This is a genomic window from Streptomyces sp. 4N509B (assembly GCF_052245655.1).
Taxonomy (GTDB): domain Bacteria; phylum Actinomycetota; class Actinomycetes; order Streptomycetales; family Streptomycetaceae; genus Streptomyces.
In genome coordinates this window covers 61,655-86,818 of sequence record NZ_JBQQBZ010000019.1, presented here as the reverse complement: position 1 = coordinate 86,818, position 25,164 = coordinate 61,655, and the positions used below count along the sequence as shown (strand labels likewise).

Sequence of the window (25,164 nt, the reverse complement as noted above, 5' to 3'; positions counted from 1 at the left end):
CCTGGGTATGACTGGTCTCTTTCGGGCATCTTCGCGCGTTGCTCGATTCGAGTGTGTCAGAGATCACTCGTGTCGCCCGCGGAGGCGGCCGGCGTGGCCGGAGCCGCCGGGGAGCGGAGCTCGTTCGGCGTCGAGAGCGTCCGCAGGCCGTGGGCGCCGAGCGCCGAGGCCGTCACGTTGCTGAGGAAGCCGGTGGCGCGCTCGGAGACCCGGTCGGTGTACCAGGTGTCCGCTATGTCGACGACCGCGACGGAGACCGTGGTGTCCGACAGCACCCGCGGCAGGGTGTGGACCACCGTGGAGGGGAAGCTCAGGATCGACGAGCCGATGGGCCCGCAGCGCGCCACCAGCTCCAGCGGCAGGTCGGGCCGGACGATCGTCAGGCCCGCCTCGACCGTGAGCCGCCCGAGCTTCTCGGCGCTCTCCTTGCGGTGCGCGAAGTACCGGGTGATGCCGTGGGCACGGGCCAGCCCGGTGACGGCTCGGACGTACCGGTCCTCGTCCAGCACGCCCGTCTCCACCAGGGAGGTGCCCACCATGTCGGCCCCGCCGGTCAGGTCGGGCGGGCCGAACTGGGAACGGGTCCACGCGAAGGTGTTCTCCGTGACGGTGACGCCGGGCGGGGCCTGGACCGGCATCACGGTGAAGACCTCGACGCTGCGGCCCTTGGCGGGCGTCAGCCGCGCCACCGCCCGCCGCGCCACCGGCGCGAACAGGGCGGCACGCGGCCCACGCGGCGCGCCGCGGTGCCACCGCACCAGCCGCTCACCGCGCCCGAGCTGCGCGGTGAACTCCATGGTGGCGGTGCCGTCGTCCACCACGACCACGTCGCAGCGACGGGCCATGGACAGCAGCAGCTGGAGGTAGTGCGAGAACGGGTCCCCGATGACCAGCCGCCTGGCGCGCCGCAGCGGCGCGGCCAGGGCGGCCAGGGCCCGGGACGGCGTCACGGCGCCGCCCCGGGCCTCGCGCCACAGCACGCGGCAGCCGGAGTCGCGGGCGATGCTCGCCATCCGCCGCAGCTGGCCCCTGCTGGCGGTGCCCTGCGGCGGGAGGATCACCACGGTGAAGGCACCGGGGCTCGCCGTGTGGGCCCACTCCAGGATGTTGAGCAGCTGGACCGGGCTCTCGGCGAACGCCAGCGTCTCGGCACCAGAGGCAACCATGCGGCTCGCGGCTCCGTTCTCGTGACGGGAGTCTTCGGGCGTCAGACCGCCGAGGCGGGCTCCCGCTCCTGCTCCTGCTCCTCGGCGACGACGCCCTTGACGCGGCGCAGCTTCTTCATCGGCGCCAGCTCGCTGTCGTAGACCTTCTTCACGCCGTCACCCAGGGCCTCCTCGATGGTGCGGATGTCCCGCACCAGGCGCACCAGGCCCTGCGGCTCGACGGAGGCGGCCTGGTCGGAGCCCCACATCGCGCGGTCGAGGGTGATGTGCCGCTCGACGAAGACGGCGCCGAGGGCCACGGCGGCCAGCGTGGTCTGCAGGCCGGTCTCGTGCCCCGAGTACCCGATCGGGACGTTCGGGTACTCGGCGTGGAGGGAGTGGATCACCCGCAGGTTCAGCTCCTCGGCCCGCGAGGGGTAGGTGCTGGTGGCGTGGCAGAGGAGGATGTTGTCGCTGCCGAGCACCTCCACGGCGTGCCGGATCTGCTTCGGGGTGGACATGCCGGTGGACAGGATGATCGTCCGGCCGGTGGAGCGCAGCTTGCGCAGCAGCTCGTCGTCGGTGAGCGAGGCGGACGCCACCTTGTGGGCGGGGACGTCGAAGCGCTCCAGGAAGTCCACGGCCTCGGTGTCCCACGGGGACGCGAACCAGTGGATGCCCTTCTGCCGGCAGTAGTCGTCGATGGCGCGGTAGTCGTCCTCGCCGAACTCGACGCGGTGCCGGTAGTCGATGTACGTCATCCGGCCCCAGGGGGTGTCCCGCTCGATGTCCCACTGGTCGCGGGGGGTGCAGATCTCCGGCGTGCGCTTCTGGAACTTCACGGCGTCGCAGCCTGCGTCGACGGCGGCGTCGATCAGGGCGAAGGCGTTCTCCAGGTCACCGTTGTGGTTGATACCGATCTCGCCCGTGACGTAGACGGGACGGCCGGGGCCCACGACGCGGTCGCCGAGCTTACGGAGGCGGTTGCCAGGGGTCATGCTGTGAGTTCCTTTCCGAGGATCCACGAGGCGATCTCGCGGATCGCGCCGGCCCCTCCGGGTGCGGAGGTGACCGCGCGGGCTGCGCCGCGCACGACGTCGTGGGCGGTGGCGACGGCGACCGGCCAGCCAACAAGGTCGAAGCACGGCAGGTCGTTGACATCATTGCCCGCGTAGAGCACGCGCTCGGGCGCGATTCCTTGCTCCTCGCACCACTGCTTCAGCGCGAGGTCCTTCCGGTCGACGCCGTGCATCACGGGGACGCGCAGCTTGCGCGCCCGTGCGGCGACGACCGGATTCTCCTCCGTGGACAGGATCAGCAGCGGCAGCCCGGCGCGGCGCAGGGCGGCGATGCCCAGGCCGTCGCCGCGGTGCACCGCGACGGTCTCCCGTCCTTCGGAGTCGACGTACACCCGGTCGTCCGTCTGGGTGCCGTCGAAGTCGAGCACGACCGCGTCAACGTCGTCGCGAGTCGGCAGATAGTCCACGAAAGCGTTGGGGAACGGCTCGGCCGGGATGACGGCCTTGCCACCGTCGAGCAGCGGAGCCAGCGCGCGGGCGCGCGCCAGGTCGTGTGGATCGTCGATCTCCAGCACCCGCGCCGGGTCGGTGCGGACCAGCTCGGTGCGGCCGAAGAAGCGGTGCTGCTCGGAACGGAAGCCCGCGGCTCGCATACCGTACACCGCGCCCGTCTCCAGCAGGTCCTCAGGGCGGTCCTGCCGGCGGGGCCGGTACGCCTTGTCGTGGTTGACGCCGTACCCGCCGGTGACGCGCCGGCCGCCGGGGGTGATGCCCTCCAGCTCCGACTCGCGCCACACGAAGCCGTGGAACGGGGCGACGGTCAGGGCGGTGTCGGCGCCGTCGAGGATGGCGGCGGCGACCCCGTCGATCTCCGCGCTCGTCAGGAACGGGCTGGTGCACTGCACGAGCAGCACCACGTCCACGGTGGTGCCGTGCCGCTCCTCGTAGACCTCCATGGCGTGCAGCACGGCGGACTCGCTGGTGGCGGTGTCGCTGGAGATCTGCTGGGGGCGCTCGATCACCTCCGCCCCCGTGGCGTGCGCCGCGGCGGCGATCCCGGGGTCGTCGGTGGACACGACGACGGCGCTGAGCAGCCGCGAGGCGCGGCACTCCCGCACGGCCCGCGACACCAGGGGAGCGTCCCCGACCGGGGCGAGGTTCTTACCGGGCACCCCCTTGGAACCGCCGCGCGCGGGAATGACTGCCAGGACAGTGCTCATGAGAATGCCTTCGTTCGTGTCTCGCTCTGGTCGCGGTGCCCGCCCCGGTCGGGCCGGGTCGCACCACTGTTTGTCTCACGGCACAGTCTCTCCCACGGTGTCGGCGGCGCGCCCACCGATGCCGCCCCGCCACTCCCGTCGGAGCCCACACGGAGGATCACCCCGGGGGTCGCTTGGAGGAACGGTGCGGCGATCGGATCGGCCGTGTCCCTGGTCGTCCTCTCGCCGTTCGTCCTCTCCTTGGACACCCGGGGGGCTGTCACAGTTGCCCCCACCGCCTTATGAGAGGCGCCACACGCTGCACGCCCGCGCGGTACGCGCCGCGCGCCGTGCTGCGCAGCACGCGCCGGGAGGCGCGGCGCAGCCCGGCCGTGGGACCCGTGGGCTGCGCGGCGGGCGCGACGGGCTCGCCCTTGGGGTCCAGGCCGTGCCTGGCGAGGATCCGCGGCAGGTACCCGGGGGCGGTGCGGACCGTGTAGAAGGGGGTGAGCGGGGGCAGGCCCGCCTTCCTCGCCGACTCCAGCAGCCCGGCCAGCCGGCCGCGCGCGGCGGCGAAGCCCTGCTCGCCGACGTCCTCGCCGTCCACGGCCCCGCCCGTGCCCCGCCCGGCCTGGCCGCCGAGGTCCAGGCCCTGGTCCGCCAGCCACGCGGCGTCGGGCCGCGGCAGGTGGCCGTCGTCGAGCTCGTCCCAGGAGGCCAGGCAGCCGGAGCCGATGAAGTAGTGGTTGCCCAGGGGCTCGCGCACGCCGAGGTCGGTGAGGACGGCCGTCGGTATGCCGCGCTGGAGCGACTCCAGGGCGGCGGTGGAGGAGACGGTGACCAGCAGGTCGGTGCCGTCGAGGACCTCGCCCATGTTGCCGTAGGCGAGCTGGAAGTTGGGCGGCTGCTCGTCCCTGGCGCGCTCGGCGAGGCGCTGGTACGGCAGCTCCTCGACGTGCGTGGTGTGCTCGCCCGGCTTGCTGCGCAGCTTCAGCACCACCTCGCGGTCCGGGTGGTGGCGGGCGTGCTCCATGGCGCGCCGCAGGAGGTACGCGCGGTCCACGCGGCTGTCGGGCACCGAGGGCTGCACGGCGAAGACGACGCGGAAGGGGCGCTCGCCGCGCTCGACGGCGCCCGCGTCGTACGACCTGCCGCCGAGGAACGGCAGCACGCACTCGGTGACGGCGGAGCTGTCGGCGCCCACGCCGTCGTAGACGGCGCGGAAGCGCTCCGCGTCGTGCGGGCTGTTGGCCAGCACGATGTCGGCGCCGTGGCGCAGCAGCAGGCCGTCGGCGAGCTTCTCGTACACCACGCCGACGTATCCGGTGACGACGACGGGCCGGCGGTCGGCGGTGCGCCAGGCGCGGGCCAGGCCGTGCAGCATCGCCTGCACGGTGCCGCCGACGCAGGACAGGACCAGCAGGTCGAACGGCTCCCGGCCCTCACCGCGGGTGCCGCTGTGGGCCCGCTTGCCGAGCTCGGCGAGGAAGGCGGCGGCGTCGATCTCCTCCAGCTCCTCGGCCGTCGCTCCGGTCTCCTGGAGCTGTCTCGCGGTGGGGGTGGCGCGTCCGTGGAGCAGGAAGCCGTGTACGGCCGCCTCGGGCGCCAGCCGGCGCGCGGTCAGCGCGCCCCACTTCCACCGGGTGTCGGAATCCGCCAGCACAGCCACGCGCAGTGGAGTGGGGGATGGGTCGGGCACGGACAAAAAGGTAGGCATCACGGCCGATCCTCGGGCCAACGGGGTCACAACAAACAGTTAACAGCATGCCTACGTCGCGCCAACTCCCCTCGCCCGCCCCCGGTCAGGGGGCTCGTGGACACCCCAGACGTCGCGGAGCGCGTCGCACACCTCGCCGACCGTGGCGTGCGCGGCGAGGGCCCGTTTCATGGGTGGCAGCACGCTCTCGCGCTCGGTGGCGGCCGCCCGGCGCAGCGCCGCCAGCGCGGCGCCGACGGCACGCGCGTCGCGCTCGGCGCGCAGCCGGGCCAGGCGCGCCGCCTGCCGCCGCTCGATCGCCGGGTCGACGCGCAGCGGCACGTACGGCTCCTCCTCGGCAGACCCGACGGGCTCTGCGGCATCGGCGTCCGCGTCGGCCCCGGCCGCTCCGTCGGCCCCGACCGCCTCGTGCCCGGCCGGCCGCCCGTCGCGGAAGCGGTTGACGCCGACGACGACGCGCTCGCCCTCCTCCACCTGCCGGGTCACGCGGTACGCCGCCCGTTCGATCTCCTCCTTCTGGAAGCCCTGCTCGATCGCGGCGACGGCCCCGCCCCGCTCCGCGACCCGCCGCATCAGCTCCTCGACGGCCTTCTCCATGGCGTTGGTCATGGCCTCGACGGCGTAGCTGCCGGCGAACGGATCGACGGTGGCGGTGAGGTCCGTCTCGTGGGCGAGCACCTGCTGGGTGCGGACCGCGAGCCGCGCGGCGGCCTCGCTGGGCAGGGCGAGCGCCTCGTCGTAGGCGTTGGTGTGGAGGGACTGGGTGCCGCCCAGCACCGCCGCCAGGGCCTGCACGGTGACGCGCACGAGGTTGACCCGGGGCTGCTGGGCGGTCAGCTGCACGCCGGCCGTCTGGGTGTGGAAGCGCAGCCGCCACGAGCGGGGGTCGCGGGCGCCGAGCTCCTCCCGCGTCAGCCGCGCCCAGATCCGGCGGGCGGCGCGGAACTTCGCGACCTCCTCCAGCAGCGTGGTCCGCGCCACCAGGAAGAACGACAGGCGGGGCGCCACCTCGTCGACGTCCATCCCGGCCTCGCGCGCGGCGTCGAGGTACGCCAGGGCGTTGGCGAGGGTGAACGCGACCTCCTGCGCGGGCGTCGCGCCGGCCTCGGCCATGTGGTAGCCGGAGACCGAGATGCTGTTCCACCGGGGCAGCTCGTCGCGGCAGTACCGCAGGACGTCGGCGGCCAGCCGCAGCGAGGGGGCCGGCGGGAAGATGTAGGTGCCGCGCGCGACGTACTCCTTCAGCACGTCGTTCTGGACGGTGCCGGTGAGGGCGCGCGGGTCCACGCCCCGCTCCTCGGCGACAAGCTGGTAGAGCAGGAGGAGCGGCGCGGCCGGCGCGTTGATCGTCATCGAGGTGGAGACGCGCTCCAGCGGGATGCCGTCGAGGAGGGTCCGCATGTCCGCCAGGGAGTCGATCGCGACGCCCACGCGGCCGACCTCGCCGCGGGCCTGCGGGGCGTCGGAGTCGTAGCCCATCTGGGTGGGCAGGTCGAAGGCGACCGACAGGCCCGTGGTGCCGTGGGCGATGAGCCGCCGGAAGCGGGCGGCCGTCTCGGCGGCCGTGCCGAAGCCGGCGTACTGACGCATGGTCCAGGGCCGGCCCCGGTACATCGTGGGGTACACGCCGCGGGTGAAGGGGTACTCCCCCGGCCGGCCCAGCTGCCGCTCGGGGTCGAAGCCGGCGAGCGCCTCGGGCCCGTAGACCGGCTCGACGGGCAGTCCGGACTCCGTCTCGACGGGTGCCTCGGGTGCCTCGGACGCGTGGGGTGCGCTGGACGGTTCGGACGCGTCGGACGCGCCGGGTGCCTCGCGTTCGGACTCGCGCGCCATCCCGCCCGTCCTTCCGTCCCGTGGCCGCCCGCCCGTCGCGGCGGCGCGCCCCGGCCCGTCGCTCCCGGCCCGCGCACCGCCCCACCCACCCTCGACACGGACTGTATCGAGACGTGCGCGCGGAGGTGGCGCGACGTGGCCGAGACGCACCTGCACGGCGGCGGAGAACGGGACGGGGCCGCGCCCGACGGCCGCGGCCTGCGCCGAGGGCGCTCGGACGGCCCGAGCCGGCGGGACGCCGACCGGACGGAGCGCGGCGGCGCGGTCGGAGAGGAAGCGCGCGGGCGGGGCTAGGGGGAAAGATGCCGCCCCGCCCGCGCCTCGGGCGTCCCCGAGGTACGGGGGGGACCTCGGGCGCCCTGTCGGCCGATGACCAGTCGGCCTTGCTTCTTACAGCGTCGGGGCGCCGTTTTCTGTTACATGCTCGGGCAGCCGCTCCGCGACGCAGTCCGGCAGGTCCGCGACGATCAGCTGGGCCAGCCGGCGCAGACCCCGGTGCTGGGCGGTGCGCACGGCCCCCGGGCGGCAGCCCAGCAGGGCCGCGGCCCGCCGGGCGTCCAGGCCCATGACGGAGCGCAGGACGACGGCGCCCGCCTGCTCACGGGGCAGCGAACGCACCAGGTTGAACGTCCGGGAGGTGGCGAGCGAGACCATCGCCTCCTCGGCGGTGTCCGCGCCGTCGGGCAGCTCCGCGAGGGCCGCCTCCTCCACGTGGACCTCCGCGGGCCGCCGGGCGCGCGCCCGCAGGTGGTCGAGCGCGCGGTTGCGGGCGATCCTGGCGGTCCAGCCGCGGAAGCGGTCGGCGTCGCCGCTGAACCGCGCGAGGTCCCGGGTTATGTGCAGCCAGGCCTCCGCGGCGACGTCCTCGGCGTCCCGGTCGGCGACGATCGTGCGGACGTAGCCGAGCAGCCGGGGGTGGACGGTCCGGAATATGTGGGAGAACGCGGCCTCGTCTCCCCCCTGGGCCGCCTGCACGGCGGCACTGAGCTCGCTGTCTGCTCCCTGCACTCCCGGCTCCCCCCTCTGCGGCTGGCCGCATCGTCACAGAGCTGGTAACGGTTCCCTACCGGCAACGGTTCACTTGGTCGACTGGTGACTGTGCGTCTTACCTGCTGGAACGCTACGCGTCAGAAGCCTTTCCCGTCCATGGCGCATCCGGACGTATCCGCTCGGTAACGCGTTCGGGGTTCGTAGCGCTGTAGGGAGTACGGGCCCGCGCCCCGTTGGGCTCGTGACGGCGGCAGCCGGGGTCTCTCCTGTGGGGGGTGGCGGCCCTGGCTGCTCGCCGGGCCTTCCGGCCGGGACCGCCCGGGGCCGGGCGGGGAGGGGTCGGGGCGGGGCGGGCGAGGGCCCGAGCGATCGTCCGGGCCGCGTCAGGATCCCGTCCGCGCGGGGAGCTGTCCGCAGGTCTGCCCGGGATTGTGGCCGAAAATCCGGACCGTCTCGTGGCCACCGGATGGCCGGAACGCGCGCGGAGTCCGCGCGGCGTCCACGCGGACTCCCCCGGACCCGGCGCGCTCTACGGCCCGATTGTCACTCCTCGTCGATACGATGACCGCGGTCGGTGACAGATCCGGCCCTGGTCCGGCCGGCGCACCCCGTGGGACGGCCGGCCCGGAAAGACCGCTCGAAGGGTTCGACCGTGCCGGCAGGAACGCTCTACCGCGGCCGGGAAGGCATGTGGTCCTGGGTGGCGCACCGCGTCACCGGGGTCCTGGTCTTCTTCTTCCTCTTCGTCCACGTGCTCGACACCGCGCTGGTGCGCGTCTCGCCCGAGGCGTACGACGACACGATCGCGGTGTACAAGACGCCGATCGTGGCCTTCATGGAGTACGGGCTGGTCGCCGCCGTCCTCTTCCACGCGCTCAACGGGCTGCGCGTCGCGGCCGTCGACCTGTGGGACCGGGGGCCGCGCGTCCAGCGTTCGATGCTGTGGACCGTCGTCGGGGTGTGGGCGGTGCTGATGGCGCTGGCCGCGTACCCGGTGCTGGGGCACGCCCTGCGCGAGATGTTCGGGAGCTGACGCGATGGCCGCCACCCACACCCCGTCGCCGGAGCACCCCGCCCCGCTCCTGGAGCCGCCCCGGGCCCGCACCTCCCGCACCCCGAGCGTCACCCGGGGCAACGCGGAGCTCTACGGCTGGCTCTTCATGCGCCTGTCGGGCGTCCTGCTCGTCCTGCTCGTCGTCGGCCACCTCGTGGTCCAGCTGGTGCTCGCCGGCGGCGTCAGCAAGGTCAGCTTCGCGTACGTGGCGGGCCGCTGGGCCTCCCCGTTCTGGCTGGCGTGGGACCTGATCATGCTGTGGCTCGCGCTGCTGCACGGCGCGAACGGCCTGCGGACCATCGTCAACGACTACGCCCAGCACACCGCCACCCGCCTGTGGCTGAAGGCCCTCCTCTACGTCGCCACCGGCTTCACCGTGCTGCTGGGCACGCTGGTGATCCTCACCTTCGATCCCAACCTCCGCTGATCCCCGTCCGCTGATCCCGCTTCCGCTCACGGACCGTTCGCCAGGGGCCGCCCCCATGCAGAGCCACACCCCCTCCCCGACCACCCACCACCACACCTACGACGTCGTCGTCGTCGGAGCCGGCGGCGCCGGGATGCGCGCCGCCATCGAGGCCACCCCGCGCTGCCGCACGGCCGTGCTGACCAAGCTGTACCCCACCCGGTCCCACACCGGCGCCGCCCAGGGCGGCATGGCCGCCGCCCTGGCGAACGTCGAGGAGGACAGCTGGGAGTGGCACACCTTCGACACCGTCAAGGGCGGCGACTACCTCGTGGACCAGGACGCCGCCGAGATCCTGGCGAAGGAGGCGATCACCGCCGTCCTGGACCTGGAGCGGATGGGCCTGCCGTTCAACCGCACGCCCGAGGGCCGCATCGACCAGCGCCGCTTCGGCGGCCACAGCCGCGCCCACGGCGAGGCCCCCGTGCGTCGCTCGTGCTACGCGGCGGACCGCACCGGGCACATGATCCTCCAGACGCTCTACCAGAGCTGCGTCAGGGAGGGCGTGGAGTTCTTCAACGAGTTCTACGTGCTCGACGTGCTGCTGAGCGAGGGCCGCGCGGCAGGCGTCGTCGCGTACGAGCTGGCCACGGGCGAGCTGCACGTCTTCCGCGCCCGGGCCGTGGTCTTCGCCTCCGGCGGGAACGGCAAGTTCTACAAGGTCACCTCCAACGCCCACACCCTCACCGGGGACGTGCAGGCCGCCTGCTTCCGCCGCGGCCTGCCGCTGGAGGACATGGAGTTCTTCCAGTTCCACCCCACCGGCATCTGGCGGATGGGCATCCTGCTGACGGAGGGCGCCCGCGGCGAGGGCGGCATCCTGCGCAACCGGCACGGCGAGCGCTTCATGGAGAAGTACGCGCCGGTGATGAAGGACCTCGCCTCCCGCGACGTGGTCTCCCGCTCGATCTACACCGAGATCCGCGAGGGCCGCGGCTGCGGCCCCGACGGCGACCACGTGGTGCTCGACCTGACGCACCTGCCGCCCGAGCAGCTGGACGCGAAGCTTCCCGACATCACCGAGTTCGCCAGGACGTACCTCGGCATCGAGCCGTACACCGACCCCGTCCCGATCCAGCCCACCGCGCACTACGCGATGGGCGGCATCCCCACCACCGTCCACGGCGAGGTGCTGGCGAACAACACCGAGGTGGTGCCGGGGCTGTACGCGGCCGGCGAGGTGGCCTGCGTCTCCGTGCACGGCGCGAACCGCCTGGGCACCAACTCCCTCCTCGACATCAACGTCTTCGGCCGCCGCGCCGGCATCGCCGCCGCCGAGTTCGCCGCGGGCGCCCCCCTCGTCGAGCCGCCCGAGCGTCCCGAGGCGTTCGTGGCGGAGCTGGTGGAGCGGACGCGCTCCTCCACGGGCGGCGAACGCGTCCCCGTCATCCGCCGCGCCCTCCAGGAGACGATGGACGCCAACGCCATGGTGTTCCGCACCGAGGGCACCCTGAAGCAGGCACTGACGGACATCGGGGAGCTGCGCCGTCGGTACCGCGGGGTGGCGGTGCAGGACAAGGGCCGCCGGTACAACACCGAGCTGCTGGAGGCGCTGGAGCTGGGGAACCTGCTGGAGCTGGCCGAGGTGCTCGTGACGTCCGCCCTGGCCAGGAAGGAGTCGCGCGGCGGCCACTACCGCGAGGACCACCCGCACCGGGACGACGTCAACTTCATGCGCCACACGATGGCGTACCGCGAGGTGGGCGCCGGGGGTGCGGACGGCGCGGACGCCACGGACGGCGCCGCCGGCACCGAGTCGATCCGGCTGGAGTACAAGCCCGTCGTCGTCACCCGCTACCAGCCGATGGAGCGCAGCTACTGATGACCGCACCCGCCGACACCACCCCGCCCGAGGAGAGCGCCCCGCCCGACGAGGCCGCCGACCACCTCGCCACGGTGACCTTCCGCGTCCGCCGCTTCGACCCCGAGGTGGCGGCCGAGGCCCGCTGGCAGGACTTCACCATCCGCATCGACCCCAGGGAGCGGGTCCTCGACGCGCTCCACCAGATCAAGTGGGAGGAGGACGGCACCCTCACCTTCCGCCGCTCCTGCGCCCACGGCATCTGCGGCTCCGACGCGATGCGGATCAACGCCCGCAACCGCCTCGCCTGCAAGACCCTCGTCAAGGACATCGCCGACCTCCGCGCGAAGGGCGGCGCCGGACGGCCCGTCACCATCGAGCCGATCAAGGGCATGACGGTGCTGAAGGACCTGGTGGTGGACATGGAGCCGTTCTTCCAGGCGTACCGCGACGTGATGCCGTTCCTCGTCACCTCGGGCAACGAGCCCATCCGCGAGCGGCTCCAGTCACCCGCCGAGCGGCAGCGCTTCGATGACACCACCAAGTGCATCCTCTGCGCCGCCTGCACCTCCTCCTGCCCGGTGTACTGGAACGACGGGCAGTACTTCGGCCCGGCGGCGATCGTCAACGCCCACCGCTTCATCTTCGACTCGCGCGACGAGGGTGCCCGGCGCCGCCTGGAGATCCTCAACGACCGGGACGGCGTGTGGCGCTGCCGCACGACGTTCAACTGCACGGACGCCTGCCCGCGCGGCATCGAGGTGACGAAGGCGATCCAGGAGGTCAAGCGGGCCCTGGTCACCCGCCAGCTCTGAGACGCCGCCGAGGCCCGCCGGACCCGCCCGAGGAGGCGCCGCGCGGCCCCGGCCGCCCCCCACGCCCGGCCCACGGCGGCGCCGATCCCCTGGTTGACCTGCGTCGCGGGGCTTCATTCGCGGCACGCGCGGTGTCACAGTGGCAGGGTGACAGGAGAGCACCACGGGCTGGTGGCCCGACTGCGCGAGGGCCTGCCCGCCGAGGCGGTCCTGACCGACCCCGACGTCACCGCCTCCTACGCGCACGACATGGCGAGCTTCTGCCCGGCCGGCTCCCCGGCGGTCGTCGTGCTGCCCCGCACCACCGAGCAGGTCCAGCACGTGCTGCGCACGGCGAGCGAGCTGCGGGTGCCCGTGGTGCCGCAGGGCGCGCGCACCGGCCTGTCGGGCGCGGCCAACGCGGTCGACGGCTGCGTGGTGATCTCCCTGGTCCGCATGGACCGCGTCCTGGAGATCGACCCGGTCAACCGCGTCGCCGTCGTCGAGCCCGGCGTCGTCAACGCGGCCCTGTCCAAGGCCGTCGCCGCCCACGGCCTGAGCTATCCCCCCGACCCCTCCAGCTGGGAGCAGTGCACCATCGGCGGGAACATCGGCACCGGCTCGGGCGGCCTGTGCTGCGTGAAGTACGGCGTCACCGCCGAGTACGTCCTCGGCCTGGAGGTGGTCCTCGCCGACGGGCGGCTGCTGCGCACCGGCCGCCGGACCGCCAAGGGCGTCGCGGGCTACGACCTGACCCGCCTGTTCGTCGGCTCCGAGGGCACCCTCGGCGTGGTCGTCGGCGCCGTGCTGGCGCTGAGGCCCGCGCCGCCGCGGCAGCTGGTGCTGGCCGCCGAGTTCGGCTCGACCGCCGCGGCCGGCGAGGCCGTGGCCGCCATCATGGCCGCCGGCCACACCCCGTCACTGCTGGAGCTGATGGACGCCACCACCATCGCCGCCGTGAACCGCCTCACTCGCATGGGCCTGCCCGAGTCCACGCGGGCGCTGCTGTTGGCCGGCTTCGACACCCCCGATCCGGCGGAGGACCTGGCGGCCGTCGCAGAGCTCTGCCGGGCGGCGGGCGCGAGCGAGGTCGTGCCGGCCGACGACGAGGCCGAGTCCGAGCAGCTGCTCGCCGCGCGCCGCTCCGCGCTCAGCGCGCTGGAGGCCGTGACGGGCACGACGATGATCGACGACGTGTGCGTGCCGCGCAGCCGGCTGGCCGAGCTGCTCGACGGCGTGGCCGCGATCGCCGACCGCCACGCGCTGACGATCGGCGTCGTGGCGCACGCGGGCGACGGCAACACCCACCCCACGGTCTGCTTCGACGCCGGCGACCCGGAGGAGACGCGCCGGGCCCGCGTCTCGTTCGACGAGATCATGGCGCTGGGCCTGGAACTGGGAGGCACCATCACCGGCGAGCACGGGGTGGGGGTGCTCAAACGCGACTGGCTGGCGCGTGAGCTCGGCCCCGACGTGCTGGAGCTCCAACGCGGCATCCGGCGGGTCTTCGACCCGCTGGGCATCCTCAACCCCGGCAAGGTCCTCTGACTCCTCCGACCGCGCCCGGCCCGGGCGACGCCAGCGCCCCGGACCGACCCCGCCTTGGGCCCTGTCCGGCCTAGTCGAGGTGTCCCGGCACGGGCATACGGAACTCCACCTCCACGGGACGCCCCGTCAGCCGGACCGTCACGCTCTGGCTGCCCAGCTGCGGCGCCGTGGCCGCCAGCAGGAACTCGCCACGGCCCGGCGCGGTCACGGTGAACGCGCCGTCCGCCGCGCTCCGCGTCTTCGCCAGGCGCCGGCCGCCCTCCGCGCCCGTCAGCGTGACCACCGCCCGGGGCAGCGCCACGCCCAGCGCGTCCCGCACCATCCCCCGGATCACCAGCGCCGCCGCCTCCGTCTCGGCGTCCACCACCACCTCGGCCGCGGGCCGCGCCGCCGGCTCGCCTGTCACCGCCTCGCCCGCCACCGAACCGCCCGCCGCCGTCCCGTCCGGCGCCGCCGTCGTCGTCTCCACAGCCGTCGTCTCCGCCACCGTGCCCGTGTCCTGCTCCTCGTTCCACTGCTCGCCGTGTGAGAGGGAGTCCGCCATCCCCACGCTCCTCGTTCGCTCCCCTGTTTCCACCACGCTGTCAGTTTGTGCCCTGACCGTTATCTACGACACCTGAACGGGGCAAAGAGTTGAGCTACCGAGGTGATTGGGACAGAAACCGAACAATGGGCCGAGCGACCAGCGAGAAGCGCGGGCACGGGCACGGTCGGGGGAGCGGACGAGGGAGCGGACAGGGGTCCGCTGGGGATCACGCCTCCGGCGACGCCAGCGTGATCACCGTGATGTCGGGATCGGCGCCGACCCGGACCGGCGGCCCCCAGGAGCCGGCGCCACGGCTGACGTACAGCTGCGTGTCGCCGTAGCTCTCCAGGCCCGCCACAGTCGGGTTCACCAGCCCCGCCAGGAGGGTGCCGGGCCACAGCTGCCCGCCGTGGGTGTGCCCGGACAGCTGGAGGTCCACCCCGTGGTCGACCGCGTCGTGGATGGTGGCCGGCTGGTGCGACATGAGCACGGCGGTGCGCTGCCGGTCGCGGTCCCCGAGCGCCGCCTCGAAGTCGGGCCCGCCGTGGTCGCTGCCCTCGCCGTCGAGGTCGTTGACCCCGGCGAGGTCGAAGTACGGCAGCTCGCGCCGCTCGTTCTCCAGCGGTTCGAGGCCGAGCTCCCGGACGTGGGCGATCCACTCCTCGGTGTCGACGTAGTACTCGTGGTTGCCCGTGACGAAGAAGGAGCCGTCGCGGGAACGGATCTGGGCGAGCGGCTCGGCGGCGGCGCGCAGGTCGTCCACCTCGGCGTCGACGAGGTCGCCGACCATGGTCACGATGTCGGGCTGGGTGGCGTTGAGCGCGTCCACGACCCGCTGGCAGTGGGAGCGGCCCAGGATCGGCCCGAGGTGGACGTCGCTGACCACCGCTATCCGGTACCCGTGGGAGGCCCGGGGGAGCTTCGCCAGCTGGATGGTGACGTGCTTGGTGCGCAGCCGCCGCGCGGCGTAGGTGCCGTAGCCCATCGTGCCCGCCGCGACCACGCCGGCGCCCACCGCGACGCCCCGCGCCACGAGCCGCCGCCGGCTGAGCTCCGCGGCGCTCGGCTCCCCGCCGTCCCGGCCGCCCCGACCGTCCCGTTCGCCGGCGTCCGCTCCGCCGGAGCCGCCCGCGTTCGATCCGCCCGCGTTCGAGCCATCGGCCGACGCCCCGTCCTCCGAGGCCCCGTCCTCCGAGGCCCCCTCCGACGCCTCGTCGCCCGCACGGGCCTTCCCCCGCTCGGGCAGCCCCGCGCCACCCGACGCCGCGCGGCCCGCCGCACCGGCCCCGGCGACGGCCGGCTCGGGCAGCGGCGCGGCGGCGTCCGCGGCCCGCGGGGCCCGCGCGGCCTCCCCCGCACCGCCCGGCTCCGCACCCGTCTCGCCACCCTTCTCCCCGCCCGCGGCGGCACGCATCCGGCGCAGCAGCAGCGGGCGCAGCGCCTCGCCGACGAGCAGGCAGGGCACCAGGTAGAGCAGCGATCCGAACCAGTACATGCCGGGCCACGCCACGACCTGCCGCAGCTCGAACGGCAGACCCATCTGCGCGCCCGCGATCGTGATCGTCACCAGCAGCGGCACCACGATCATCACGACCGTCCCGACCCGCCGGTACCAGCCACCCGGCACGGACACGTCGCGCACCAGCCGTTTCCACAGGTACCAGTGGATGCCGCCCACGAGAGCGGTGACGACGGTGGCGAAGATGACGACCATGAAGTTCCTTCCAACGGGTGGTGCGCCGCGTACGTCCAAGTATCGGACACACCCTCTGACGGCCCCTCACCGGTTTGGCGCGGCCCTCACAGGCGTGGACGCGGCCCGGCACAGGTAAGTTCACTCTGTGCCGTTCAGTCGCTCGTCCGCTTGTCGGACTCCCGTACGCACGCCACGCGCGCTCCGCCGCGCCGGGGTGACCGCCGCCACGTTCGCGCTGGTCCTGGGTCCTGTCCTGTTCGGTGTTCCGGCCCAGGCGGCGCCCGACGAGCCGCCCGCCGACATGTCCGAGATCGGCGGCGAGCTGCTCGGCCGCTCCGGCACGCAGGTCCACGCGGGTGACGGCGTCCCTCGGCTGCCGAGGGACCTCTCCGCCAAGGCGTGGATCGTGGCGGACGCGGAGAGCGGCGAGGTCCTCGCCGCGCACAACGCGCACTGGCCGCTCGCCCCGGCCAGCACGATCAAGATGCTCTTCGCCGACACCCTGCTGACGGAGTTCGAGCCCGACGAGGTGTACCTCGCCAAGCCGGAGCACTTCGTCGACATGGGCGCCGGCAGCAGCGCCGTCGGCATCTCCGACGGCCACACCTACACCGTCGAGGACCTGTGGCACGGCGTCTTCCTCGCCTCGGGCAACGACGCGGTCCACGCGTTGACGGCCATGAACGGCGGCAGGGAGAAGACGGTCGCCGCGATGAACGAACGGGCCGAGGAGCTCCAGGCCCACGACACCCACGTCGTCAACCCCGACGGCTACGACGCCCGCCGCCAGACCTCCTCGGCCTACGACCTGACCCTCATCGCCCGCGCCGCCCTGCGCAACGAGGACTTCCGCGACTACGTCTCGACGCCGCGCTACGACTTCCCCGGCCAGGGCCGGGGCGCGAAGCGCGAGACGTACGAGATCCAGAGCACCAACCGCCTGCTGGTCGGCGCCCCGGGGCTCGACCCGTACCCGGGCATCGCCGGCATCAAGAACGGATACACCTCCAACGCGGGCTACACCTTCACGGGCGTCGCCGAGCGCGAGGGCCGGACGGTGCTGGTGACCGTGATGGACCCCAGCGGCCGGGGCGACGACGGCCTGGAGGTCTACCGGCAGGCGGCGGCGCTGCTGGACTGGGGCTTCGAGGCGGCCGGGCGGGCCGAGCCGGTCGGGGAGCTGGTGCCGCCGCTCAGCGAGATCGAGAACGCGGGCGGCGCCGAGTCGGCCAGCGGGCCCGAGGGCCGCGACGGCACGGCGAACGCGGTGGGCGGCGGCGACGGCTCGGCTGCCGCCGAGGACGACGACGGCCCGGCCGGCGGCGTCGTGCTGGCGGCCACGGCCGCGGGCCTCGCTGCGGTCGCGGCCGGCGCGTACGTCTTCCACCGCCGCCGTCCGCTGGCCCTGGCAGCCCTGCGCACGTCCCGAACGCCGGGGACGTCGGGAACTCCGGGGCCGTCGGGGCCGTCGGGAACGCCCCGCCCGCTGCCGCCGCGGCCCGAGGACGGCGAGGACGGCGGGGGCAGCGAGGACGGCGCGCGTCGCGGCACGGACGACGGGAACGACGCGAACGGTGCGAACGGTGCGAACGGCACGAACGGCGCGAAGCCGTAGCCGGCCCACGCGACCGGGCTCGGCGGCTCGTCTACGGCGCCTCGACGCCCGAGACCAGGTACCGGGCCACCTCGGCGTCCCGGATGCGGGCCGCCTGCGCCGGCTCGGGCCCAGCACCACGGAAACGCGCCAGGTCCGCCTCGCTCTCCCACCGCTCGTACACGTTGATCCGCCCCGGATCGACCGGGTCGGGTGACAGGGCGAAGTCGAGGCATCCGGCGCTGACCCGCGCCTGCTCGACGACCTTCCCGCATCCGGCCAGATAGGCGTCACGCTCGGCGGCGTCCACCCACACCTTCCCGGCGATGATGATCACGGCCCCTCCTCTTCCTCCTCGGGTGGCGGCCGCTCGCCCCGGCGAGCACGGGCGGCACGACCACTCGCGCCCGCGGCCACCTGACTCGGGAGGACAGACCGAGCCGGCACGCCGGACTCATCGGCCGGACGGCTCGGACGGCTCGGACGCGGGGGGAGGCGTCTAGCGGGCGCGCATCAGCGGCCCCGCCGCCTCGCTCGACTCCTCCGCCGGGCTCGACCGGCGCACGAAGCGGAACTCCCGCTGCTGCCGCCACGCGCCGGACCCGTCCTGCTCGTAGAGCGCGAACCCGTCCGCCGTCCACGTCGCCTCGTAGTCGGCGAGCGCCTCCTGCGCGGTGTCCATCGCCTCCTCGGCGATGCCGTGCGCCACCGTGACGTGCGGGTGGTACGGGAACGGCAGGGCGCGGTCCAGCGGCCCGCCGGGCTCCCTGACCCGCTCCTGGAGCCAGCCGCAGGCCGAGGAGCCCTCGACGACCCGGACGAAGACCACGGGCGACAGCGGCCGGAAGGTGTCCGTGCCGCACAGCCGCATCGGGAACGGCCGCCCCGCCGTGGCGACGGCCGCGAGGTGATCGACGATCTCGGGAAGCGTCGCCGCGTCGACCTCGGTGGGCGGCAGGAGCGTGACGTGCGTGGGGATCACGGCGGCGGCGGCGTCACCGAAGCCCAGGCGGCAGCGTTGCAGCAGGCCGCCGTGCGGCTCGGGAACGGCGATGGACACGCCGAGCGTGACGGTCCCCACAGCTCATCTACCTCCTCGCCCCGTTTGCGGCCCGGCTGTCAGTGTGCCGGGAGGAGGCGCGCAAGGCGAGCCATGGACGTCACACACCCGTCACACCTCCAGACATTCACCGCCACAGTCCCATGACGGCACCACCACGACTCCGTCCAGGCTCCGCCCCGGCTCCGGCTCCGGCGTCGGTTCCGGCCTCGGTTCCGGTTCCGGGCCCGGTTCGGCAACGGTCGCCGGCCGACGGGTGACGGGCGAGGGCCGCGCCCAGCCGTCGCACGCCCATGCCCACGGCCGCGCCCGCCGCCCTACGGCGCCGCGGGCAGGAAGCCGACCCGCTCGTAGACCTCGCGCAGCGTCTGGGCCGCCACCACGCGGGCCTTCTCCGCGCCCTTGCGCAGGATCGCGTCGAGCTCCGCCGGGTCGTCCAGGAACTCCAGCGTCCGGCTGCGGAACGGCTCCACCCACTCGGCGAAGACCTCGGCGACCTCCGTCTTGAGCGCCCCGTAGAGCCGTCCGGCGAACTTCTCCTCCAGCTGGGCCACGCTCTCCCCGGTCAGCGCCGAGTAGATCGTCAGCAGGTTGCTGACGCCGGGCTTGGCCTCCGGGTCGTACCGGATCACGGTGTCGGTGTCGGTGACCGCGCTGCGGAACTTCTTCGCCGACGTCTTCGGCTCGTCCATCAGCCAGACGATGCCCTTGGCCGCGGAGGCGGACTTGCTCATCTTGACCGAGGGGTCCTGGAGATCGAAGATCTTCGCGGCCTCCTTGAGGATGTACGCCTCGGGCAGCGTCAGGGTCTCGCCGTACCGGCCGTTGAAGCGCTGCCCGATGTCCCGGGTCAGCTCGATGTGCTGCCGCTGGTCCTCGCCGACGGGCACGTGGTCCGCGTGGTAGAGCATGATGTCCGCGGCCTGGAGCACGGGGTAGGTGAAGAGGCCGACCGTCGTGCCGTCCGCCCCGTGGCGGGCCGACTTGTCCTTGAACTGCGTCATGCGCGACGCCTCGCCGAAGCCGGTCAGGCAGTTCAGCACCCAGGCGAGCTGGACGTGCTCGGGGACGTGGCTCTGGACGAAGAGTGTGCACCGGTCCGGGTCGACGCCGGCCCCGAGCAGCTGGGCCGCCGCAAGCCGCGTGGACGCCCGCAGCTCGGCCGGGTCCTGTCCCGGGATGGTGATCGCGTGCAGGTCCACGACGGAGTAGTACGCGTCGTGGGTGTCCTGGAGGGCCACCCACTGGCGGACCGCGCCGAGGTAGTTGCCCAGGTGGAACGAGCCCGCGGTGGGCTGGATGCCGGAGAACGTACGCAGTCGCTCGGTGGTGTGCTGGGTGGCCATGCGGCCATTCTCTCAGGCGCCGCGGCGCGCCCCGTACCCCTCTGCGCGTGCCCGTCCCGCAGTCGTCCGACACCGCGCCGGCACCCTTCCCGCACCCGTCCGACACCGCTCCGGCACCCGTTCCGCGCCACCCGCGCACCGGTCCCGCGCACCGGTCCCGAGCAACGTCCCGAGCACCCGCGAGGCGTGGACGCCCGGCCTGTCCCCACCCCCGTAAGGGACGGACCGGGCGCCTGGCGGTGGAACGGCGTGCGGCGCCCCGGGCAGAGCGAGGGGTGGATCGCTCCCTCCCGGGGCACCACCATCGTGGGCGGGCGAATCAGGACATGGCCATAGCCGCTGGCCAGCCGGGGACATCGCGGGACGCTCACGTCGCTGAGCTGCACCAACGCGGTGGCCGGTGGGACGTCGCGGGACGCGGGGATGGCCGGAAGTCCCACCGCGCGCACGCCGCACGGGAACCGCCGCCCCTCCGCGTGCTATCGAGCGGATGAGATCAGGAGCAACACCGCGCCACGGGGCGTGGCGCGGACTACGGACGGACCGGGGTGGGTCATGTCACGTTGGAAGTCGTTGCCGGAGTCACTGGATCCCCAGGCCCAGCGGCTCGTCGTGCGTATGCGTCAACTGAAGGACCACAGCGGGCTGAGCCTGGCGGCCCTGGCGAGGAAGACGTACGTCAGTCGCTCGGCCTGGCAACGGTACCTCAACGGGGCCGCGTTGCCGCCGAGACAGGCCGTCGAGTCGCTGGCGCGGGTCACCGGGACCGAGCCGGAGCCGCTGTTGGCGCTGTGGGAGGTGGCCGCCGCACGGCTCCCCGCCTCGCAGCTCCCCCCGCCGGGAGCGGACGGCGTTCCCGGCGGGGAGTACGGCGAGGGCGTCGGCGACGAGGGGGCCTTCGCCCCCGCCCCGCCGCCCGACGCGCCGCGCGGCGGACGGCGGAGGTGGGCGCTGCTGGCTCCCGCCCTGGTGGTCGCGGTGGCGGTGGCCGCCGCGACGCTGCTCTTCCTCCAACCCTGGGACTCCGGCGACGAGGACACCGCCGGGGCCGGCCCCACCGCGTCCTCCCAGCCCGGTGAGCCGAGCGATCCGACACCCGTGGCCTCGGGCGCCTCCCCGTCGACCTACCCCTGCGAGAACCTCCGCGGCGAGGGCCGCCTCTACTCCGGGAACAGCACGACGATGACCGAGCTGCTCGGCATCCAGTCCGCCGGCCCGGCCGTCGCCGAGGTGCAGTGCCTGCTGCTCAGACACGGCATCGACCCGGGCCCCGTCGACGGCCTCTTCGGTTCGCTCACCGAGGCGGCCGTCATCGAGTTCCAGCGCGAGGCGGGCCTGACCGCCGACGGCATCGTCGGGCCCATGACCTGGGAGGCGCTGCGCGATGGCTGAGGTGCCCGGGCCACAGTTCCAGCCGGAGCCCGAGGTACGGCACCTGTGCGAGCAGCTCCGTGCGCTGAAGCGGCGTACGGGCCTCAGCTACGCGGCGCTCGCGGCCGAGACCGGCTTCAGCAAGTCCTCCTGGGAGCGGTACCTCAACGGGAAGACGTTGCCGCCGCGCGAGGCCGTGGCGGCGTTGGCACGGCTCGGCGGGGAGCAGCCGGCCATGCTCGTCGCCCTGTGGGAGCTGGCGGAACGCGCCTGGCGCGCCCGCGACGCCGCTCCCGTGTCCCCGCCGCCGGACCCGTCACCGGAGCCGGAGCCGGCGCCGGCGTCTTCTCCCCCCTCGTCGGAGTCGGCGCCGCCCCCGGGGCCGGCGCGGCGACGCCGTCGCCCCCGCACCGGCGTCCTCGCGGGCGCGGCCGTCGCCGCCACCGTCGGCCTGCTCGCGACCCTCGGCTACGTCGTCCACGACCCCGAGTCGAGCCCGGTCGCGTCGTCGAACCCCACGTCGGGCCCCGGCGCGAGCGCGAGCCCGACGGGTTCGTGTCAGGGCGTGAGCTGCACGGGCGGCGACCCGAACGTCCTCTGTTGGTACAACGCCCGCACCCTCGCCACGCGCGACGCCGGGGGCGGCCGGACGGTCGAGCTGCGTGCCAGCGACCGCTGTCAGGCGGTGTGGGCCCGTCTCGCGGACGCCCGACCCGGGGACGTCGTGTGGGTGGAGACCTCCGACGGCCGCCGCGAGCCGGTGGAGTCCGCCGCCAACGCCTCCGTCTTCACGATGATGGTCGGCGTCGACGATCCGGCCGAGCTGACCCGGGCCCGCGCCTGCGCCACCCTCGCCGACGGCACCGAGCGCTGCACCCGCTGACCGGGCCGTTCGGGCCCGCCCTGACGGCCCGGTCAGCGGACGCGTTCACCGCCGGAGGCTCACTCCGTCACCTCGTGGGTGCCGCGCTCGCCGCCGCCCTCCGGCAGCAGCGCGGCGCACGCCTCGTCGGCCGCGTCGAAGTCCGGGTCCTGCTCGATCGCGCCGTCGAGCTGGAGTCCCTCGCCGGGCACGGGGTCGGGGAAGTCCTCGACGCCGTGGTCGCGCATGCAGGCGGAGTAGTCGCGGAGGGCCGCCTCGATCTCCGGGGCGATGGGCTCCTGTTCCCAGTGGGCCGGGTCGTACTCCCGGCACGCCTCCATCGCGGCCTCCACGACGGCCGGGTCCTGGCCGTCGCCGTTGAGCGCGACGCCCTGGCCGGGCTCGGGGTCGGCGACCTCCATGCCGTTCGCCCGCAGGCACTCGGCGAACTCCCGCATCATCGCGTCGAAGTCCCGCTGCTCGTCGGCCTGGCCGACGGGAGCGCCGCCCCCGTCGTCGGCACCGGAGCCGGCCCCGGCCCCGGACCCGGTGCCCGCGACGGCCGAGGCCGCTCCCGCCAGCCCCAGTCCCGCCGCCACCAGCAGCGACGGCAGCAGCGCCGCCCGACGCAGTCGTCGTCCACGCATCGCGTGTCTCCTCAGTCTCGATCCGAGGGCCGACCCCGACGGCCGACCCACCGGGACCGAGCCAACGCGACACGCCGTTTCCCCGGCGTTTCCCTACGACGCGACGTCGAGACCGCCGTCACGGGTCACCCCGACTCCCCGCCCGCGCGCCCGGGGCCGCCGCACCGAGGTGCCCCCTTCGGCGGCTCGGCCCATGCGACGGAAAACGTCTACAGATGTACCCTAGGTGTGTACGTTTTCCTCCGCCGCACCGAGGAAGGCCCGAGGTGGGAAGCAGCCCCATGGACAGTGACGCCCTGCCGGCGACCTTTCGCTACGTCGACGCCCACGACCTCGGTCTCTCGGATCGACGCCTACGCCACCTGTTGGCCGAGGGCACGGTCGAGCGGTTCTCCCGAGGGCTCTACCGGCGGGCGGACGCGGACCCGATGGTGGATCTGGATCTCCTCGAAGTTGCTCAGCGTGCTCCGGACGGTACTCTGTGTCTGGCATCGGCCTTGGCGCACCACGGCCTGACGGACCAGATCCCCGCGACGATCGACATCGCGATTCCACGCGGGCGAAGGACACCCCAGTCCCGGGCGCCGATCAGCTGGCACCACTTCGCCCGTGAGACCTTCACCGTGGGACGCGAGGTGCTGCGCGTGGGCCCAGGAGAGCATGTCGGCGTCTACAGCGCCGAGCGCAGCATCGTCGACGCCTTTCGGTTGCGTCACCAGGAAGGCCCCGAACTCGCCGCGGCCGCGCTCCGCGCCTGGCTCCGCCGTTCGGGGAACCACCCAGCCGACCTGTTGGCGGTGGCGCGGTACTTCCCACGGGCGGGTAAACCTCTGCGTCACGCACTGGAGATCCTCCTTTGAGCACTCGCCCCACCCGTCCCACCCGCCCTGACCGTCCCACTCGCGCCACGGAAGCCGGCCGCGTCTACCTCGACCTCCAGAACCTGGCCCGACGCACCGGCCGTCCGACACAGGAACTGCACCTGCTCTACGTTCTGGAGTGCTTCCTCGACCGCCTCTCCCGGTCGGCCTACGCTGACCGCCTGGTTCTCAAGGGCGGAGTCCTCCTCGCCGCCTACGAGATGCGCCGACCCACCCGCGACGTGGACCTCCGTGCCGACCGCCTCTCCGCGACGCCCGACGCCGTCCTCCGCGCGGTGTGCGACGTCGCCTCGCGGACGATCGACGACGGGGTGGTGTTCGGCACGTCTCAGGCACTCGCCGAGGCGATCAGGGACGAGGACGAGTACAACGGCGTACGGGTCACGATGCCCGTCGAACTGGCCAGCGCCCGCATGGCGTTCCACGTGGACGTCAACGTCGGCGATCCCGTCGTGCCCGAGGCCCAGACGATCGAGGTCCCGCGCCTGCGGGGCGGTACGTTGACGCTGCTCGGATACCCGTTAGCCATGGTGCGGGCAGAGAAGATCGTCACCATGCTGGAACGCGGCGAGGCCAACACGCGGTGGCGCGACTTCGCCGACGTGTACCAGCTCGCGCAGAGGCACGACGCTGACGGCCACGAGCTGGCGGCGGCCCTGGAGGCTGTCGCGCGTCATCGGGGGGTGAGGCTGCGTGCTCTCCTGCCCGAACTGGAGACGCTCCCCCCGCTCGCCCAGCGCCGATGGGCCGTGTGGGCACGCAAACAGGACAGGGGTGTCGAGCTACCTCGGTCCTTCGCCGAGGTCCTCGCGGACGTCGCGGCGTTCGCGGATCCGGCACTCACGGGCACGGTGGGCGGCCTGCGTTGGGCGGCCGAGCATCGGGTGTGGGCGCCACGAGCCAGCGGGGCACAGGCACTCAGGGTCTCAGACGTTCCGTCCGGCTCGCCGACCGCTCCTCCGCGTCGCGCCACCACGCCACGCCCAGGGGTGCCAGGGACACGAGGAACGCCACGAGCGTGACGGGCAGGATCCAGCCCGGGACGTCGGGGGTCTGGGTGGTGCGCCACTGGGTCCAGCACAGGGGCAGGAAGGCGAGCCCGAACGCGACGTTCATCGCGAGCAGTGCCCTGACCAGGCGCCGGGCCGAGGCGGCGCTCGCCGGACGGCCGTTCGTCGTCGAGGTGGCCTTCGCCCACCGCTCCCCGGGCTCCGGCTCGGGCAGCTCGTCGAGCGGCGTGACGCGCGCCGCCCCCACCGCGCAGGCCACGACGACCACCGTGACCAGGGCGTAGACGAACACCGGCAGGAACACGCTCCCCACGCTCTTGTCCGCCCAGGCGTCGACGCCGTCGACGCCGATGTGCTCGGGCACCCGCTCGGGCAACTCCGGATACCGCACCACGCCCCAGGCCGTCATGGCGGCGAGCAGGAGCAGGCTCGGCGCGAGCCACACCCACGGCCGTCCGACCCGCCAGGCCGTGGTGCCGCTCGTCACGCCTCGTCTCCTTCCGCCAGCGCGCCGCGAGGGCCCGGCTCCGTCCGCCCGCCGCTCGCCTCGCGGTCGGCTCGTTCTCCCCTGCCCCGCTGACGAGCCTCTCACGACACCTCCTCCG

The 25,164-nt window shown here is 73.8% G+C and carries 24 protein-coding genes; 11 read left to right on the top strand and 13 right to left on the bottom strand.

Annotated features, from left to right (window positions below; all coding sequences use genetic code 11):
- Positions 1 to 56: 56 nt before the first annotated feature.
- The 5 genes from ACTWP5_RS18585 to ACTWP5_RS18565 all read right to left on the bottom strand — a co-directional run bounded on the left by ACTWP5_RS18585 (position 57) and on the right by ACTWP5_RS18565 (position 6,913).
- A complete protein-coding gene (locus tag ACTWP5_RS18585; RefSeq protein WP_443222120.1) occupies positions 57 to 1,166 on the bottom strand; it encodes a hypothetical protein in 1,110 nt (369 codons plus the stop codon).
- A gap of 41 nt (positions 1,167 to 1,207) precedes the next feature.
- The gene (locus ACTWP5_RS18580; protein WP_443222119.1) at positions 1,208 to 2,143 is read right to left on the bottom strand and encodes an N-acetylneuraminate synthase family protein; all 936 of its coding nucleotides are present in this window, start codon (positions 2,141 to 2,143) and stop codon (positions 1,208 to 1,210) included.
- A complete protein-coding gene (locus ACTWP5_RS18575; protein ID WP_443222118.1) occupies positions 2,140 to 3,384 on the bottom strand; it encodes a cytidylyltransferase domain-containing protein in 1,245 nt (414 codons plus the stop codon). Before ACTWP5_RS18575 ends, ACTWP5_RS18580 begins: the two co-directional genes overlap by 4 nt.
- Before the next feature lie 259 nt (positions 3,385 to 3,643).
- A complete protein-coding gene (locus ACTWP5_RS18570; RefSeq protein ID WP_443222117.1) occupies positions 3,644 to 5,062 on the bottom strand; it encodes a DUF6716 putative glycosyltransferase in 1,419 nt (472 codons plus the stop codon).
- A 69-nt stretch (positions 5,063 to 5,131) separates the two neighbouring features.
- Positions 5,132 to 6,913, bottom strand: coding sequence for an acyl-CoA mutase large subunit family protein (locus ACTWP5_RS18565; RefSeq protein WP_443222116.1), 1,782 nt, complete (start codon positions 6,911 to 6,913; stop codon positions 5,132 to 5,134).
- A gap of 135 nt (positions 6,914 to 7,048) precedes the next feature.
- Here ACTWP5_RS18565 and ACTWP5_RS18560 point away from each other — a divergent pair, with 135 nt between their 5' ends.
- Positions 7,049 to 7,207: a hypothetical protein gene (locus ACTWP5_RS18560; RefSeq protein ID WP_443222115.1), complete on the top strand. Its 159-nt coding sequence runs from the start codon at positions 7,049 to 7,051 to the stop codon at positions 7,205 to 7,207.
- 96 nt (positions 7,208 to 7,303) lie between these two features.
- Here ACTWP5_RS18560 and ACTWP5_RS18555 read toward each other — a convergent pair whose 3' ends face one another.
- A complete protein-coding gene (locus ACTWP5_RS18555) occupies positions 7,304 to 7,921 on the bottom strand; it encodes an RNA polymerase sigma factor (RefSeq protein WP_443222114.1) in 618 nt (205 codons plus the stop codon).
- Positions 7,922 to 8,555: 634 nt separating this feature from the next.
- On the opposite strand from ACTWP5_RS18555, the gene sdhC reads away from it, so the two are divergent.
- The 5 genes from sdhC (at position 8,556) to ACTWP5_RS18530 (ending at position 13,566) form a co-directional block, all read left to right on the top strand.
- Positions 8,556 to 8,936: a succinate dehydrogenase, cytochrome b556 subunit gene (gene sdhC / locus ACTWP5_RS18550; protein ID WP_443222113.1), complete on the top strand. Its 381-nt coding sequence runs from the start codon at positions 8,556 to 8,558 to the stop codon at positions 8,934 to 8,936.
- 4 nt (positions 8,937 to 8,940) lie between these two features.
- On the top strand, positions 8,941 to 9,384 hold the full coding sequence (locus ACTWP5_RS18545) for a succinate dehydrogenase hydrophobic membrane anchor subunit (RefSeq protein WP_443222112.1): 444 nt from the start codon (positions 8,941 to 8,943) through the stop codon (positions 9,382 to 9,384).
- 55 nt (positions 9,385 to 9,439) lie between these two features.
- On the top strand, positions 9,440 to 11,245 hold the full coding sequence (gene sdhA, locus ACTWP5_RS18540; protein ID WP_443222111.1) for a succinate dehydrogenase flavoprotein subunit: 1,806 nt from the start codon (positions 9,440 to 9,442) through the stop codon (positions 11,243 to 11,245).
- A complete protein-coding gene (locus ACTWP5_RS18535) occupies positions 11,245 to 12,039 on the top strand; it encodes a succinate dehydrogenase iron-sulfur subunit (RefSeq protein WP_443222110.1) in 795 nt (264 codons plus the stop codon). The genes sdhA and ACTWP5_RS18535 overlap by 1 nt, the downstream gene beginning before the upstream one ends.
- A 147-nt stretch (positions 12,040 to 12,186) precedes the next feature.
- A complete protein-coding gene (locus tag ACTWP5_RS18530) occupies positions 12,187 to 13,566 on the top strand; it encodes an FAD-binding oxidoreductase (RefSeq protein ID WP_443222109.1) in 1,380 nt (459 codons plus the stop codon).
- A gap of 70 nt (positions 13,567 to 13,636) precedes the next feature.
- Here ACTWP5_RS18530 and ACTWP5_RS18525 read toward each other — a convergent pair whose 3' ends face one another.
- Both ACTWP5_RS18525 and ACTWP5_RS18520 read right to left on the bottom strand, forming a co-directional pair.
- Positions 13,637 to 14,110 carry a carboxypeptidase-like regulatory domain-containing protein gene (locus ACTWP5_RS18525; protein ID WP_443222108.1) on the bottom strand — a complete coding sequence of 158 codons (474 nt, stop codon included), beginning with the start codon at positions 14,108 to 14,110 and terminating at the stop codon, positions 13,637 to 13,639.
- A gap of 208 nt (positions 14,111 to 14,318) precedes the next feature.
- Entirely contained in the window at positions 14,319 to 15,806 is a 1,488-nt protein-coding gene (locus tag ACTWP5_RS18520) for a metallophosphoesterase (RefSeq protein ID WP_443222107.1), read from the bottom strand.
- 196 nt (positions 15,807 to 16,002) lie between these two features.
- Here ACTWP5_RS18520 and ACTWP5_RS18515 point away from each other — a divergent pair, with 196 nt between their 5' ends.
- Complete coding sequence (locus ACTWP5_RS18515; RefSeq protein WP_443222106.1) at positions 16,003 to 17,403, top strand: D-alanyl-D-alanine carboxypeptidase family protein; 1,401 nt, start codon at positions 16,003 to 16,005, stop codon at positions 17,401 to 17,403.
- Positions 17,404 to 17,434: 31 nt separating this feature from the next.
- Here the strand turns inward: ACTWP5_RS18515 and ACTWP5_RS18510 are convergent, their stop codons facing one another.
- The 3 genes from ACTWP5_RS18510 to trpS all read right to left on the bottom strand — a co-directional run bounded on the left by ACTWP5_RS18510 (position 17,435) and on the right by trpS (position 19,788).
- Positions 17,435 to 17,719, bottom strand: a complete 285-nt coding sequence (locus ACTWP5_RS18510) for a putative quinol monooxygenase (RefSeq protein WP_443222105.1) — start codon at positions 17,717 to 17,719, stop codon at positions 17,435 to 17,437.
- A 162-nt stretch (positions 17,720 to 17,881) separates the two neighbouring features.
- Complete coding sequence (locus ACTWP5_RS18505) at positions 17,882 to 18,463, bottom strand: 2'-5' RNA ligase family protein (protein WP_443222104.1); 582 nt, start codon at positions 18,461 to 18,463, stop codon at positions 17,882 to 17,884.
- 296 nt (positions 18,464 to 18,759) lie between these two features.
- On the bottom strand, positions 18,760 to 19,788 hold the full coding sequence (gene trpS, locus ACTWP5_RS18500; RefSeq protein ID WP_443222103.1) for a tryptophan--tRNA ligase: 1,029 nt from the start codon (positions 19,786 to 19,788) through the stop codon (positions 18,760 to 18,762).
- Between the two features lie 618 nt (positions 19,789 to 20,406).
- Between trpS and ACTWP5_RS18495 the strand changes: the two genes are divergently transcribed.
- Complete coding sequence (locus ACTWP5_RS18495; RefSeq protein ID WP_443222102.1) at positions 20,407 to 21,180, top strand: peptidoglycan-binding protein; 774 nt, start codon at positions 20,407 to 20,409, stop codon at positions 21,178 to 21,180.
- A complete protein-coding gene (locus ACTWP5_RS18490; RefSeq protein WP_443222101.1) occupies positions 21,173 to 22,042 on the top strand; it encodes a helix-turn-helix domain-containing protein in 870 nt (289 codons plus the stop codon). The genes ACTWP5_RS18495 and ACTWP5_RS18490 overlap by 8 nt, the downstream gene beginning before the upstream one ends.
- Before the next feature lie 59 nt (positions 22,043 to 22,101).
- Here the strand turns inward: ACTWP5_RS18490 and ACTWP5_RS18485 are convergent, their stop codons facing one another.
- A complete protein-coding gene (locus ACTWP5_RS18485; protein ID WP_443222100.1) occupies positions 22,102 to 22,668 on the bottom strand; it encodes a hypothetical protein in 567 nt (188 codons plus the stop codon).
- 281 nt (positions 22,669 to 22,949) lie between these two features.
- On the opposite strand from ACTWP5_RS18485, the gene ACTWP5_RS18480 reads away from it, so the two are divergent.
- Positions 22,950 to 23,528 (top strand): type IV toxin-antitoxin system AbiEi family antitoxin domain-containing protein, encoded by a 579-nt coding sequence (locus ACTWP5_RS18480; protein WP_443222099.1) that lies wholly within the window; start codon positions 22,950 to 22,952, stop codon positions 23,526 to 23,528.
- Complete coding sequence (locus ACTWP5_RS18475) at positions 23,525 to 24,571, top strand: nucleotidyl transferase AbiEii/AbiGii toxin family protein (protein ID WP_443222098.1); 1,047 nt, start codon at positions 23,525 to 23,527, stop codon at positions 24,569 to 24,571. The genes ACTWP5_RS18480 and ACTWP5_RS18475 overlap by 4 nt, the downstream gene beginning before the upstream one ends.
- Here ACTWP5_RS18475 and ACTWP5_RS18470 read toward each other — a convergent pair.
- A complete protein-coding gene (locus tag ACTWP5_RS18470; protein WP_443222097.1) occupies positions 24,468 to 25,046 on the bottom strand; it encodes a DUF1648 domain-containing protein in 579 nt (192 codons plus the stop codon). The genes ACTWP5_RS18475 and ACTWP5_RS18470 overlap by 104 nt on opposite strands.
- Between the last annotated feature and the right edge of the window lie 118 nt (positions 25,047 to 25,164).